Consider the following 13,483-nt stretch of genomic DNA (forward strand, 5'->3'; position numbering starts at 1 on the left):
GGCCACGGTCGCCCGTGGACCGCCGAGCATCGGAGGAACGGCCATGTCCGCTCACGGACGCCACCGCCGCCATCAGCCACGCGCCGTCTCCCGCGTCTCGTTACGGGTGACGGCCGGCGGGGCGGGGATCGCACTGCCCCTGGTCGGGGCGCAGGCCGCGGACGCCGCGGCAGGGGACGTGTGGGAGAAGGTGGCCGCGTGCGAGAGCAGCGGCAACTGGAACGCCGCCACCGGCAACAGCTACTACGGGGGCCTCCAGTTCTCCAGCAGCACCTGGGAGGCGTACGGCGGTACCGCCTACGCCGCCCGCGCCGACCAGGCCACCAAGGACCAGCAGATCGCCGTCGCCGAGAAGGTGCTCGAAGGCCAGGGCCCCGGCGCCTGGCCCACCTGCGGTCCGCGCGCGGGCCTCGCACGCGGCGACGCGGCTCCGGCCGCCGCCCGGGACGACTCCGGGCAGCAGGCGGACCCGGCCGGCACGGCGCGCGCCGCGCAGGCCGCGCAGGCCGCACAGGCCGCACAGGCCAAGGCGGACCGGGCCAGAGCCGAGCGCGGCAAGAAACTGACGACCTACCAGGTGGTGGGCGGCGACACGCTCTCCGGGATCGCGCAGGAGAACGAGGTGGCCGGCGGGTGGCACGCTCTGTACGAGAGCAACCGCTCGACCATCGGCGACGACCCCGACCTGATCCTGCCCGGCCAGCGGCTGAGCCTGACCGGCAGCCCGCGGCGCACCGAGCGCCCACCGTCCCGGGCCCGCGGCTCCGAGGACGCCTCCGCACCGCAGGCACCGCGGCAGCGGACGGAGAAGCAGCCCACTCCGGAGAAGAAGAAACAGCAGCCCCCGAAACAGCAGCAGCGCGAGCACAGCCGGGAGCAGGCGGCGAAGCCGGCCCCCGCGCAGCAGGACTCCCCGTCCGCCACCGCGCCCGTCTCCGGCGTGGCGCCCAGCACCGCCTACCGTGCGGCGGGCGGCAGTTGGTCCTCGGGGCACCATACGGGGGTCGACTTCCCCGTCGGCACCGGCACCAGCGTCGAGGCGGTCACCAGCGGCACGGTCGTCTCGGCGGGCTGGGGCGGCGCCTACGGATACCAGGTGGTGCTGCGGCACCGGGACGGCAAGTACAGCCAGTACGGCCATCTGTCCGCCATCTCGGTGCGCTCCGGACAGGCCGTGCGTACAGGACAGCGACTCGGCCGCTCCGGTGCGACGGGCAACGCGACCGGCCCGCACCTGCACTTCGAGGTCCGCACCGGTCCTGGCTACGGCAGCGACATCAATCCGCTGGCGTATCTGCGGGGGCGCGGGGTGCGGATCTGACCTCCGCGCTCTCCCGGGCTCCGGAGGCCGCGGCCGGCTCGACGGTGCGGTCGCACCAGCGCTCCAGCAGCGGACGGGCAGCGCGAGGTGCCGCAGCAGCGCCCGGCGGTGACGACGTCGCTGCCGGAGTCGGTCAGTCCGCCCGCCGGCAGGACGTCGAGCCGGATGGCGAACAGCCAGATGCCCAGCAGTCCGATCCAGAAGGGCGGTGCGGCCTCCGGCGTGTAGGCCAGCGGGGTCACGATCCGGTCCAGGAGTCCGCCGCGGCGGCGGGCGGCGGCGACGCCGAGAGCCGTGCCGGCCGTCACGGCGAAGCAGAAGCCCGCGGCGCACAGCAGGACCGACCAGCCGAGCCGTTCGCCGATGGCCTGCGCGACGGGCTGCCGCAGCGAGGTCGAATCGCCCAGGTCGCCCTGCACCGCGCTGGTCAGCCACTCCCACCGGCGCTGCGGGAAGGGCCCGTCGAGGGCGAGGTTGGCGCGCAGTTGGTCGAGCGTCTCCTGCGAGGCGCTGAGTCCGGCCGCGCCCGCGTACTGCTGCACGGGGTCGAACGGGGAGGCGGCGGCCAGGGCGAAGACCCCGAACGTGACCGCCGCCAGCACCGGCACGGCGGCCAGCAGCCGCCGTCCCACCAAGCGCGCGGCCGCGGGTACGGCCGCGGGTATGGCTGCGCCGCTCATTCCTGCGGCTGCCAGTCCTGCAGGTCCCACCAGGGCCCGGCGCCGATGCCGTGGTCGTGCGGCTCGACCTGGGTGGTCAGCCCGCGCCACTTGTCGTCGATGACGTAGACGTGGTCGATGTGGGTGAGGAAGGTGTAGCCGGGGTTCTTCTCCAGCGCCCGCTGCACCGTGTCGTAGGCCGTCTTGCGCACCTCGGGGTCGCGGCTGCGGCGGGCGGTGTCGAGCTGCTCGTCGACGGTCTTGTCGTGGTAGTGGGCGAGGTTGTTCCAGCCGTCGCCGATCTGCGAGGAGTGCAGCGTGGGGTAGAGGTCGAAGTCGGGGTCCGCGGGAAAGCCGTTGCCCATCAGCATCGCGTCGTGGTCGAGCCGGGGGCGGACGACCTCACGGCTGCCGGCCCGGACGGTGACGTCGATTCCGGCCTTCTTGGCGTCGCCGGCGTAGGCGAGGGCGTGCTCCTGGCGCAGCTTGTCCCCGGAGAAGTACCAGAGGGTGAAGGAGGCGCGCCTGCCGTGCTTCGTGCGGATGCCGTCCTTGCCCGGCTTCCAGCCCGCGTCGTCCAGCAGCTTCCGGGCGCGGGTCAGGTCGCGCGCCCGCCGGGTACCCTCGGCGAACCACGGGCTGTCGGTGGGCAGCGGGCCGTAGGCGGGCTTGCCCGCGCCGTTGAGGACGGAGTCGACCATCGCCTTGCGGTCGACGGCGAGGTCGAGGGCGCGGCGGACGGCTCTGTCCCCGGTGACGGGGTTGCCGCTGGGGAGCGTGACGGCGCGGTAGTCGGCGGTCTTGGCGCTGAAGGTGCGCTTGTCCTCGTCCTTCTCGAAGGTCTCGGCGAGGTCGGGCGGCAGGATGGCGCCGTCCAGGTCACCGGAGCGCAGCCGGGTGGCCCGGACGTCGTCGTCCTCGATGACGGCCACGGTGAACCGTTCGACCTTCGGCTTGCCGCCCCAGTAGTGCGGGTTCGCCTTGAAGCTGAGCTTCTCGCCCTTGCGCCAGCGGGTCAGGACGTACGGTCCGGTGCCCACCGGCTGGGTGTTGTACGACCCGGTGTTGACATCGGTGCGCGAGGCCACCGCCTGGGAGGCGATGGGCAGCACGGTGCGCTCGGCGAACGCCGCGTACGGGTAGGACAGCCGGAAGACGACCCGGTGCTTCCCCTCGGCGGTGACGCTCTCGACCGCGTCCAGTTCGCCCTTGGAGGGGTTGTCGGTCTTCTCGTCGAGGATCGTCTCGTAGGTGTAGACGACGTCTTCGGCGGTGAAGGGCTTGCCGTCGCTGAAGGTGACGCCCTTGCGCAGGTCGTAGGTGTAGGTGCGGCCGTCCTTGCTCACCTGCGGCAGCCGGGTGGCGAGTGCGGGCCGCAGGTTCATCCTGGCGTCGTGGGTCAGCAGCCCGTCGAATATCTTCGAGTTGCCCTCCTTCCCGTAGCCGAGCAGGGGGCTGAGGGTCTCGGGCTCCTGGGCGACGCCGACCGTGACCGATTCCGTGCCGCCGCCCGAACCCTCACCGCCGCCGGGCGCGGAGCAGGCCGCGGCCCCCGCGAGGACCGCTGCGGCGGTCGCCGCAGCGGTGGCTGTCCGTGCTGTCCGGGCAGTCATCTGTGGCACACTCCTTGTTCGGCGTCACCAGTTTTTGCGAATCTTTCGCAATTAGCTGCGATTACATCACGGGTGCCGCGGCGCACTATGCCCCGATACCTCCCGGCGGGACCGGCGGTACCTGGGCAAGATCCAGCCCCAGTAACGCTGTTTCCTTCCACGCGCCGCTCCTCGGTCAGTAGCCTCGTGGGCCCGACCGGAACTCCCCGGTGAACAAAGCGAGCTGGAGACCCTTCGATGGAACGTCCCGCCTGGGCCCCGCAGGGCATCGACCTCACTGTGCCGAGCGTGTCGCGGATGTACGACTACTACCTGGGCGGTTCGCACAACTTCGAGGTCGACCGGGAGACGGCGCGGCAGGCGATCAAGGCATGGCCGGGACTTCCCAAGATCATGCAGGCGAACCGGGCCTTCATGCGCCGCGCGATCCGCTTCGCCGTCCAGGAGGGCATCACCCAGTTCCTCGACATCGGTTCGGGCATCCCGACCTTCGGCAACGTCCACGAGGTGGCCCACGCGCTGGACCGCGGCGCGCGCACCGTCTACGTCGACAACGATCCGGTCGCCGTCGCGCACAGCCGCGCGGTGCTGGGGGACGACCGCAGAGCGGGCGTCGTCTCGGCGGACTTCCGCTCGCCCCAGGACATCGTCGAGAGCCCCGAGGTGGAGGAGTTGCTGGAGCTGGACAAGCCGGTGGTGGTGATGCTCGTCGCACTGCTGCACTTCGTCGAGGACCGGGACGAGCCGCGCAAGTGCGTGGCGGAGCTGGCCCGCCGTCTGGCGCCGGGGAGTCTGCTGGTGATCTCCCACGGGTCCTGCGAGGGCGGCCCCGTTCGGGACGGCGGCGCCGCCCTCCGTGAGGTGTACAGCACCGCGAGCGCCCCGCTGGTCACCCGGTCCAAGGACGAGATCGCCCAGTTCTTCGAGGAGTTCGAACTCGTGGAACCGGGCCTGGTCGCGCTGCCGCACTGGCGCCCCGACAGCCCGCTGGAGCTGGAGGACCCGGTCGTCCTGGGCGGGCTCGCCGGAGTGGGCCGCAAGGTGGGACTCGCCGAGTGACTTCTCAGGACGGGCCCGAAAAACACCAGGGGCGCACCCGCCCGGCAGCCGGCCCGGCGGAGGACGGCACCGGCCCGGGAGGCGAGGACGGACTGCGCCGCTTCGCGCGGATCTGGAGCCGGACGGTCTACCCGGCCACCCAGACCTCCCTCACCCGGGCCGAACTGGAGGACTTCCTCCACCCGTTGGCCGTCCGCATGGGCGAGGCACTGCACGCCTATCCGTTCAGCCCCGCGCCGGGCCGGGAGGTCGGCGAGGTGCTGGTGAACCAGGCGCACTGCACCAGCCCCGACGCGCTCCCGCACGTCCTCGGGGTGATCGAGTCCTACCTGGTCCTCTACGCGGGCACCCCGCGCGGCCTGGGCGTGGACGAGGCGCGGTCGCGCTGCGCGCGGCTCCAGCACGCCCTCGCGGCCGGGTTCACACTCGCCGTGCGGGAGCGGACCCTGGCCGAGCAGGAGGCCCTCTCCCGCGCCGCGCTGGCCGCGCAGACCGCGGTCGAGGAGGCGCTGCACGCGTCCGAGACCCGGTTCCGGGCCGTCTTCAAGGACGCCACCCTCGGCATCGGGATCGCCGACATGAACGGCCGGCTGCGCGACGCCAACGGCGCCCTGGCCCGGATGTTCGGACACTCCGAGGAGGAGATGCGGCGCCGCAACATCAACGACTGGGTGCACCCCGACGACGCCCCCGACGTGTGGCGGCTGCACCGCGAGCTGGCCGCCGGGCGGCGCGACCACTTCCGGGTGGAGAAGCCCTATCAGCGCCCGGACGGCACCGTGCTGTGGACCAACCTGACGGTCTCCCTGCTGCGGGACGCCGACGGCGAGCCGCGCTATCAACTCGCCCTCATGGAGGACATCACCGAGCGCCGGCTGCTCCATCTGCGGCTCCGCTACGAGGCGACCCACGACGAGCTGACCGGTCTGCCGAACCGCACCCTGTTCGCCGAGCGGCTGGACCGCATCCTGGCACCCGGCAACGGGGTGGCCCGGTTCGGGCTGTGCTATCTGGACATCGACGGCTTCAAGACGGTCAACGACAGCCTGGGGCACGCCGTGGGCGACCAGCTCCTCGTCGCGGTCGGCGAGCGCCTCCAGTCCTGCACGACCGCGCCCGCGCACCTGGTGGCCCGGATCGGGGGCGACGAGTTCGCCGTGCTGATGTCCGACCCGCAGGGCGCGGAGGAGATCACCGGCATGGCGCGGGCCCTGCTCGCCGCGCTGGCCACACCCGTCTCACTGGACGGGCGGGAGCTGTCGGTCCGGGCCAGCATCGGCATCGTCGAAGGTGCCGCCGGTCAGCTCGAACCCGCCGAGGTGCTGCGCAGCGCCGACATCACCATGTACCGGGCCAAGGACGCGGGCGGCAGCCGCTACGAGCTGGCCGATCCGGACTCCGAGGCGCGGGCGATAGACCGGCACAGCCTCACCAACCGGCTGCCGGCCGCGCTGGAGCGGGACGAGTTCTTCCTGGAGTACCAGCCGCTGATCCGGATGAGCGACGGCCGGGTGGACGGCGCCGAGGCACTGGTGCGCTGGAAGCACCCGGTGCACGGGAGGCTCGGTCCGGACCGGTTCATCCCGCTGGCCGAACACACCGGGCTGATCGTGCCGTTGGGCCGCTGGGTGCTGGAGCAGGCCGTCGCGCAGAGCTGCGCCTGGGCGGGCGGGCAGCCGCTGCGGGTCAACGTCAACCTCTCCCCGCGCCAGCTCCACCACCCGGACCTGGTGCCGGACACCGTCGCGGTGCTGGAGTCCGCGGGTGTGGCGCCCTCGTCGCTGTGCCTGGAGGTCACCGAGAGCGCCCTGATCAGCGCGGACGAGGACGAGCTCAAACCGCTGTGGCAACTGGCCGAGCTGGGCGTCGACATCGCACTGGACGACTTCGGCACCGGCTACTCCAACCTCGCCAACCTGCGCCGGCTGCCGGCCACCACCCTCAAGCTGGACCGCTCCTTCACACAGGGCCTCCAGCGGCACCCGGCCGACCCGGTGGACCTCACCTTCGTGGAGGGCATCGTCTCGCTGGCGCACGCGCTCGGGCTGGCCGTGACCGTCGAGGGAGTGGAGACCGAGAGCCAGGCCGACCAACTGCGCGACCTGGGCTGCGACACGGCACAGGGCTGGTACTACGCGCGTCCGTCCTCGCCGGGCGAGTTCGCCAAGGACTGGGTGCCGGCCGGATGAGGCCCGGTCAGGCCCCGGGCCGCGGCGGCTGCCGCGACGCCCAGGAGGGGAGCCAGACCGCCTCGGAGAGCCCCGGCAGGCTCTCCAGGTGGGTGAGGACGCCGCGCAGACCCGGGTGCGGCTCCGTCGCCGGCAGCAGCAGCGAGATCGGATAGGCGAGGACCGGATCCGCCACGGGGATGCGGCGCAGGTCGTGGCCCGCCGGCCAGAGGTACCGGTCCCGTGCCCCGACCAGCGTGGCCACCTCCGCGGAGTCCGCGAGGACGTCCAGGAGCACCTCGTCCCCGAAGTGCGGGCCTGCCGCGTCGATGCGCAGGTCGAATTCGGCCGCGAGCTGATCGTAGAACTCCCCCCACTCGCTGCGGGGTGCGATGCCGGGCACCCATATCCGGTGCCCGCGCAACTGCTGCGGCGACAGCCGCCGTGCCGAGGCGAGCGGGTGCGCCGGCCCGACGAGGAGTTCCAGCGGAGAGTGGAACGCGGGGATCATCCGCACCCCGGGCGGCAGCGCGGCAGGATCGGTGACGGTGCGGAACGAGGCGTCGACCTCCCCGGCCGCCACGGCGGCGACCGCAGTACGGGGATCGGCGGTCCTGAGCGTCACCACGTCGAGCTCGGTCCCGGGATGCGCGCGCCAGTAGTCGTGCAGCACGACGGCCTGCGCGCTGCGCAGACCGAGCACGTCGATCCGCAGGGCGCGGGAGCCCGGCCTGACCGCGGTGACGGCCCGCTCGGCGCCCGCGACGATGCCCCGCGCGTGCGGGAGGAGCGCCTGCCCGTCCAGCGAGAGCTCGACCCCCCGGGGAGTACGCGAGAACAGCCGTACCCCCAGCTCGCGCTCCAGCGCTGCGATCCGTTTGGAGACCGCCTGCTGGGTGACGCCCAGCTCGTCCGCCGTGTGCTGGAACTGTCCGAGCTCGGCCGCCCGGACGAATGATCGCAATGCCTCGGTGTCCACCGCTGCACTCTAGAGGCACACAACCGGAGGTTGTGGCGCGCCGCGGAGCGGTTGTTTGCTCCCGCCTGTGCGGCGCTGGTGTGCTGCGCGGCATCCACACCAGCGGTTGTCACGGGGGGCCATGTGCACAGGAGACAGGGAAGCGATCTCGGACGGCTGTGGAGGGCCTACGCCGTCAGCACCTACGGCACCTGGGTCGCTTTCGGGGCCTTCCACCTGATCGCGGTCCAGGTGCTGCGGGTGTCGGCGTTCGCGGTCTCGCTGCTCGACGCCGCCGGTCTCGCCCTGGCCGCGTGCGTCGCGGTCCCGCTGGGGCCGTGGACCGAGTACCGGACCAAGCGCCCGGTCATGATCGCCACGGATCTCCTGCGCTTCACCGCCCTGGCGAGTGTTCCGCTCGCGTACCTGACCGGCGTGCTGTCCTACGGCCACCTGCTGGTCGTCTCGGTCGTCTGCGGGACGGCGGGCATCGCCTTCACCGCCGCGTCCGGCGCCTACCTCAAGCACCTCGTCGACGCGGACCGGCTGCTCACCGCGAACGGGAGGTTCGAGGGCACGAACTGGCTGGCCACCGCGGCCGGGCCGCCGCTGGGCGGCATGCTCGTCGCACTGTTCGGCCCGGTCGTCACCGTCACCGCGGACGCCCTCAGCCATCTGCTCTCCGCGCTCGGCCTGCTGCGGATCCGCGGTGCCGACACCGCCGCACCGCGCACGGCGCCCGGCCGGCTGCGTGCCGCCGACCTCGCGAGCGGCTGGCGCGTCATCCTGCACGACCGCGTCCTGCGGCGGCTGTTCCTCAACTCCATGGCGGTCAACGGGCTGATCATGGCCACCGGTCCGCTGCTGGCCGTTCTGCTGCTGGGCCGCTACCACTTCCCCGCCTGGCAGTACGGTCTGGCCTTCGGCGTCCCGGCGCTCGGCGGCTTCGTCGGGGCCCGCCTCTCCGCGCCCCTCGCCGCCCGTTACGGACGGCACCGTGTGCTGCTCGTCTCCGGGTGGCTGCGTGCGCTCTTCCCGGTCGGGCTCGCACTGACCCGCCCCGGCGTGCCCGGCCTGGTCACGGTGCTCACCGTCGAGGCGCTGCTGATCGTCTGTGCGGGGGTCTTCAATCCCCTCAACACGACGGAGCGGCTGCAGCGCGCTCCCACCGGCCGCGTCGCGCAGGTCGTCAGCGCGTGGAGCATCAGCAGCAAACTCGCCCAAGCCGCCTTCATTCTGGCCGGGGGCGCCCTGGGGACGCTGACCGGACCGCTGACCGCGATCACCGTGTCGGGCGTGCTCCTGCTCGGAACCCCCCTGCTCCTCCCCCGGCGGATGTCCGGGCCCGAATCCCCGTCCGGGGAGGCCGGGGCGGCCGGGGAGCTCCGTCGGGTATGACGGGTGCTTGGGGCCGCGGCGCGCCGGAGCGCTGCTATCGGCGGGCGGACGCGTCCAGGTGACGCTCGAACCACGCCATCAGATCGGCCTCGACCTCGTCCCGGTTGGTCTCGTTGAGGATCTCGTGCCGTGCGCCCGGGTAGGCGCGCCAGCTCAGATCCCGGGTACCCCGGTAGCGGAAGTCCTCCAGGAGCTCGTGGACGAGCGTCAGCCCCTGATGGCAGGGGTCCTGGTCGCCGACGGCGACGTGGACCGGCAGCTCGCGCGGGATCCGGGCGAACTGCTCCGGATCGTTGACCTTGCGGGAGCCGCGCACCCAGTCCAGGGACAGCCCCGCGCCGAACGGGAAGCCGCAGCGCTCGTCCCGGACGTAGACCTCGACCTCGGCCGGGTCGCGGGAGAGCCACTCGAAGCCTGTGCGGTGCGTGAAGGGGTCGTTGAACGAACCGAAGAGCAGAGTGGTGAAGTCCGACGGCGCGTCCCTGCCCTCCTCGGCGACCTGCCGCTCCAGCCGCTGCACGGCGGCTTCGGGATCGCAGCCGGGCAGCGAGCGGAACGTGCCGGACAGCACCAGCCCGGAGAGGCCGCCGCCGAATTCCTGGGCACAGTCACGGGCGAGCTGCGAACCCATGCTGTGGCCGAGCAGGAACAGCGGGGCATCGCAGGGCAGCCGGGCCCGGGCCCGGTCGCCGACCTCCTTGAGGTCGGCGACCGTGGACCGCCAGCCCTCGGCGCCCGCCGCTCCGTAGCCGCCGGTGCCGGCGGCCGTGCGGCCGTGGCCCCGGTGGTCCGAGGCCACCACCGCGTAGCCGCCCGCGGTCAGCCGGCGCGCGAACCGTTCGTAGCGCAGCGCGTGTTCGGCGGCGCCGTGCGCGATCTGGACCAGCGCGCGCACCTCGCCCTCCGGCCACCAGGTGTAGCTCGCCACCGGCGTCCCGTCCGCCGCGGCTGTGACCTCGTCCCGCCGTTCCGCCACGCTCGGCCCCTTTCCACCCGGCCGTCCGCCGGGCCCTCGTCGCGCACCGGCGCGCGGGTCACCGCACCGCGCGCAGGCGGTAACCGTAGCGGTAGGTGCGATCCGCGTGAAGAAGGTACTTCTCCAGCGGCGGAGCCCCCCACGAGTCGTTGCCGCCGACTCCCGTCTGCCGGTGGTTGACGCCCAGCACGGTCTCCTCCCCGGGGCCGAGTTCATAGGGGTGGCCGGGCCCGTCCAGGTCGGCCGGGGTGTACCGGAGGGCGCTGAGTTCCAGCTGGTCGCCGTCCTCGGTGGTGACCCGCAGCCCGGCGCCGTGCCTGCCGGTCAGCTCCCCCCAGCGCACGCCGGTGACGTTGCCGCACTCCTGCGGGCGTACGTAGGGCGTGAACCGGTCCGCCACCTCGGCCCGGTAGCGGCCCACGTGGGCGGCGGTCGCGCGGTCCCGGTAGTTCTCGTGCGGCCCGCGGCCGTACCAGCCGAACGTGGAGAGCTCCCCGGGGAGGGTGAACAGCGCGCCGACCAGCGGCAGGTCGGGCAGCCCGGAGCCGGGTTCCAGAGTGTGCGCCACCCGCACCTCCCCGTCGCCGCGCACCGTGAGGACGGTGGTGAAGGCGCTGCTCGCGGGCGAGGTCGGCAGAGTGCTGCGGACCTCGACGGAGAGCTGCGCGCGGTTCTCCCGGGTGACCCGCACGCTGTCGGTGGTGCGGTGGGCGCCCGCCTCCTTCCACGTCCGGGCGGTGTTCTGGAATCCGCGGCCGCGGTCGTTGTCGGTGGGCGCGCGCCAGAAGTTGGGCACCGGGCCTTCCGTGAGCAGCACCACGCCCCGGTGCCGGAAGCCGGTCAGGGTGCCGCGGTCCTTGTCGAGGGTGAGGGAGAAGTCCCGGCCGGTGACGGTGACCTGCTCGCCGGTCTCCTCGTACTCGACGGGCGGCAGTCCGCTCTCCTGCGGCTGGGCGGCGGCCGCCTGCCACTCCGTGAGCGGGAACTGCGCGCCCGCGACCTCGTGCCCGGCCTCGGCCCAGGGGCTGCGCCGCCGCAGCACGAGGGAGAGGTTCAGCCAGTACTCGGCGCCCGGTACCGGGCGGGAGGGGCGTTCGAGGGGCAGCCGCAGGGTGCTGGTCCCGCCGGGTTCGGTCCGGGGCGGCCGCACGGTGCCGTGCCCGGTGCGCTCCCCGTCCCGGGTGACCTCCCAGCGCAGTTCGTAGCCGTCCAGGCCGGTGAACGCGTACTTGTTGGCGATCCCGACCTCGCCCCGCGCGGCCTTCCCGCCGGAGAAGGCGACCCGCTGGTAGACCCGTTTGACCTCGGCCATCGCGGGGTTGACCCGGCGGTCGGAGCGGACGACGCCGTTGCAGCAGAAGTTGCCGTCGCTCGGACAGCCGGGGACCCAGTCGCCGCCGTAGGACTGGTAGCTGCGGGAGGGATCACCGGGCACCGGCTTCCGGATGGTCTGGTCCACCCAGTCCCAGATGAAACCGCCGTGCAGGTTGGGGTACTTCTCGAAGAGGTCCCAGTACTCCTGGAGGTTGCCGGTGCTGTTGCCCATGGAGTGCGCGTACTCGCACAGCATGAACGGCTTGGTGTTGCCCGACCTGCCGTACTTCTCGACCTCGTCGGGTTTGGCGTACATCCGGCTCTCCACGTCGGCGACGGAACTCATGCCCTCGTAGTGCACGGGCCGGGTGGGGTCGCGCCGGTGGAACCAGTCGGCCATGGTGCGGAAGTTCTCGCCGCTGCCCGCCTCGTTGCCGAGTGACCACAGCACCACGCACGGGTGGTTCTTGTCCCGTTCGACCATGCTGCGGGCCCGGTCCAGGCACGCCTCGGTCCACTCCGGGAGGGAGCCGGGGACGGTGTCGCGGACCCCGTGGGTCTCCAGGTTGGTCTCGCCGATGACGTACAGGCCGTACTCGTCGCACAGCTCCAGCCAGCGGGGCGAGTCGGGGTAGTGCGAGGTGCGGACGGCGTTGATGTTGTGCTGCTTCATCAGTTCGATGTCGCGCAGCATGGTCTTCTCCGGCACGGCCTGGCCGTGCACGGGATCCGTCTCGTGCCGGTTGGTGCCCGCGAAGAGCAGCGGCCGGCCGTTGAGATGCAGTCTGCCGGGACCGAACGTCACCTCGCGGAATCCGAAGCGCACCCGTTGCACCTCGCTGCGGTCGCCGCCCGGATCCCGCACGGTCAGCACCAGCGTGTAGAGGCTGGGGCTCTCCGCCGACCACAGCCGCGGCGCCCGCACCGTGCCGGTCAGCTCCAGGTCGGCGATGCCGCCCGCCGGGGGCTGTGCGCTGCCGGTGAGGGGACCGGTCCGCACCCGGTGCCCGTCCGCGTCGTAGAGGACGCCGGAGACGGTGTACTTCCCGGCCGTGCCGCCGGTGGTGTCGCGTATCCGGGCGCGGACGGTGAGCTCGGCACTGGTGCGCGCCTCGTCGAGTGCGGTGCGGACCTCGGCGTCGTGCAGGTGGACTCGGGGCACCGAGTACAGGTACACGTCGCGGAAGATCCCGGACAGGTCGATCATGTCCTGGTCCTCCAGCCAGCTGCCGTCCGACCAGCGGTAGACCTGCACGGCCAGGGTGTTCTCGCCGTCCTGGAGCTGCTCGCCGATGTCGAACTCGGCCGGGGTGTAGCTGTCCTCGCTGTAGCCGACCCGCTCGCCGTTCACCCAGACGAAGAAGGCCGACTTCACCCCCTGGAAGGAGAGGAGGGTGCGCCTGCCGCGCCAACTGCGGGGCACACGGAAGGTCCGCCGGTAGGAGCCGACCGGGTTGAACTTCCGCGGGACGTCGGGGGGTTCCGGCTGCTCGTAGCCCGTCCAGGGGTACTTGATGTTCAGGTAGACGGGCTCCCGGTAGCCGTGCATCTCCCAGTTGGACGGGACGGGCAGCCGGTCCCAGTCCCCGTCGTCGAAATCGGTGCGGTGGAACCCCTCCGGGCGCTTCTCCGGGTTCTCGCACCAGTGGAAGCGCCAGTCGCCGTTCAGCGAACGGTGGTACGGGGAGTCCCCGGGCCTGTCCTCGAGTGCGGAGGCGCGGTCGCGGCAGGGGATGAGGGCTGCGCGCGCCGGTTCGCGGTTGACCTGGAAGACGGTGGGGTCGGCGTCCCACTCCCGTTCGCCTTCCCGCCCGCCTTCCCGCCCGTCTTCCCGTCCGTTCGGTCCGGCCGGGCTCCGCTGCGCGGCGGCGAAGGCCGCCTTCTGGTCGCGGAAGGCGGCCCAGCCCGCCAGAGTGCCACCGGTCGTTGCCAGAAAGCTCCGTCGTGCCCATGGCTTCGGATTCATGACTCCACAAGACACCACAGAGCCACATCACTATCAACGCTTTCGCACAAC

Annotated in this window: 8 protein-coding genes and 1 pseudogene; 4 read left to right on the plus strand and 5 right to left on the minus strand. The window is 72.5% G+C overall.

Features of this window, described 5'->3' with window-relative positions:
- Positions 1-43: 43 nt before the first annotated feature.
- Entirely contained in the window at positions 44-1,321 is a 1,278-nt protein-coding gene (locus tag BMX65_RS15475) for a transglycosylase family protein (RefSeq protein WP_075000847.1), read from the plus strand.
- A 68-nt stretch (positions 1,322-1,389) separates the two neighbouring features.
- On the opposite strand, the pseudogene BMX65_RS15480 reads toward BMX65_RS15475, so the two are convergent.
- Positions 1,390-2,001: pseudogene (locus tag BMX65_RS15480) on the minus strand (ABC transporter permease); the annotation flags it as partial.
- Complete coding sequence (locus BMX65_RS15485; protein ID WP_075000848.1) at positions 1,998-3,593, minus strand: ABC transporter substrate-binding protein; 1,596 nt, start codon at positions 3,591-3,593, stop codon at positions 1,998-2,000. The gene BMX65_RS15485 and the pseudogene BMX65_RS15480, both read right to left, overlap by 4 nt.
- Positions 3,594-3,830: 237 nt before the next feature.
- Between BMX65_RS15485 and BMX65_RS15490 the strand changes: the two genes are divergently transcribed.
- Together BMX65_RS15490 and BMX65_RS15495 are read left to right on the plus strand one after the other, a co-directional pair.
- Positions 3,831-4,652, plus strand: coding sequence for an SAM-dependent methyltransferase (locus tag BMX65_RS15490; protein ID WP_075000849.1), 822 nt, complete (start codon positions 3,831-3,833; stop codon positions 4,650-4,652).
- Positions 4,649-6,841 (plus strand): putative bifunctional diguanylate cyclase/phosphodiesterase, encoded by a 2,193-nt coding sequence (locus BMX65_RS15495; protein WP_075000850.1) that lies wholly within the window; start codon positions 4,649-4,651, stop codon positions 6,839-6,841. Before BMX65_RS15490 ends, BMX65_RS15495 begins: the two co-directional genes overlap by 4 nt.
- A 7-nt stretch (positions 6,842-6,848) precedes the next feature.
- On the opposite strand, the gene BMX65_RS15500 is transcribed toward BMX65_RS15495, so the two are convergent.
- On the minus strand, positions 6,849-7,799 hold the full coding sequence (locus BMX65_RS15500) for a LysR family transcriptional regulator (RefSeq protein WP_075000851.1): 951 nt from the start codon (positions 7,797-7,799) through the stop codon (positions 6,849-6,851).
- 123 nt (positions 7,800-7,922) lie between these two features.
- Between BMX65_RS15500 and BMX65_RS15505 the strand changes: the two genes are divergently transcribed.
- Positions 7,923-9,176 carry an MFS transporter gene (locus BMX65_RS15505; RefSeq protein ID WP_075000852.1) on the plus strand — a complete coding sequence of 418 codons (1,254 nt, stop codon included), beginning with the start codon at positions 7,923-7,925 and terminating at the stop codon, positions 9,174-9,176.
- Positions 9,177-9,210: 34 nt separating this feature from the next.
- On the opposite strand, the gene BMX65_RS15510 is transcribed toward BMX65_RS15505, so the two are convergent.
- Positions 9,211-10,152 carry an alpha/beta fold hydrolase gene (locus BMX65_RS15510; RefSeq protein ID WP_075000853.1) on the minus strand — a complete coding sequence of 314 codons (942 nt, stop codon included), beginning with the start codon at positions 10,150-10,152 and terminating at the stop codon, positions 9,211-9,213.
- A 58-nt stretch (positions 10,153-10,210) separates the two neighbouring features.
- A complete protein-coding gene (gene lacZ / locus BMX65_RS15515; protein ID WP_075000854.1) occupies positions 10,211-13,432 on the minus strand; it encodes a beta-galactosidase, LacZ type in 3,222 nt (1,073 codons plus the stop codon).
- Between the last annotated feature and the right edge of the window lie 51 nt (positions 13,433-13,483).

The sequence above is a fragment of the Streptomyces qinglanensis genome (genome assembly GCF_900111245.1).
In the GTDB taxonomy this organism is placed as follows: Bacteria; Actinomycetota; Actinomycetes; order Streptomycetales; family Streptomycetaceae; genus Streptomyces; species Streptomyces qinglanensis.

Bases quoted from the DNA above. Each gene is read 5' to 3' on its own strand.
- BMX65_RS15475 (WP_075000847.1), top strand. From the start codon at position 44: ATGTCCGCTCACGGACGCCACCGCCGCCATCAGCCACGCGCCGTCTCC.
- BMX65_RS15485 (WP_075000848.1), bottom strand. From the start codon at position 3,593: ATGACTGCCCGGACAGCACGGACAGCCACCGCTGCGGCGACCGCCGCA.
- BMX65_RS15490 (WP_075000849.1), top strand. From the start codon at position 3,831: ATGGAACGTCCCGCCTGGGCCCCGCAGGGCATCGACCTCACTGTGCCG.
- lacZ (WP_075000854.1), bottom strand. From the start codon at position 13,432: ATGAATCCGAAGCCATGGGCACGACGGAGCTTTCTGGCAACGACCGGT.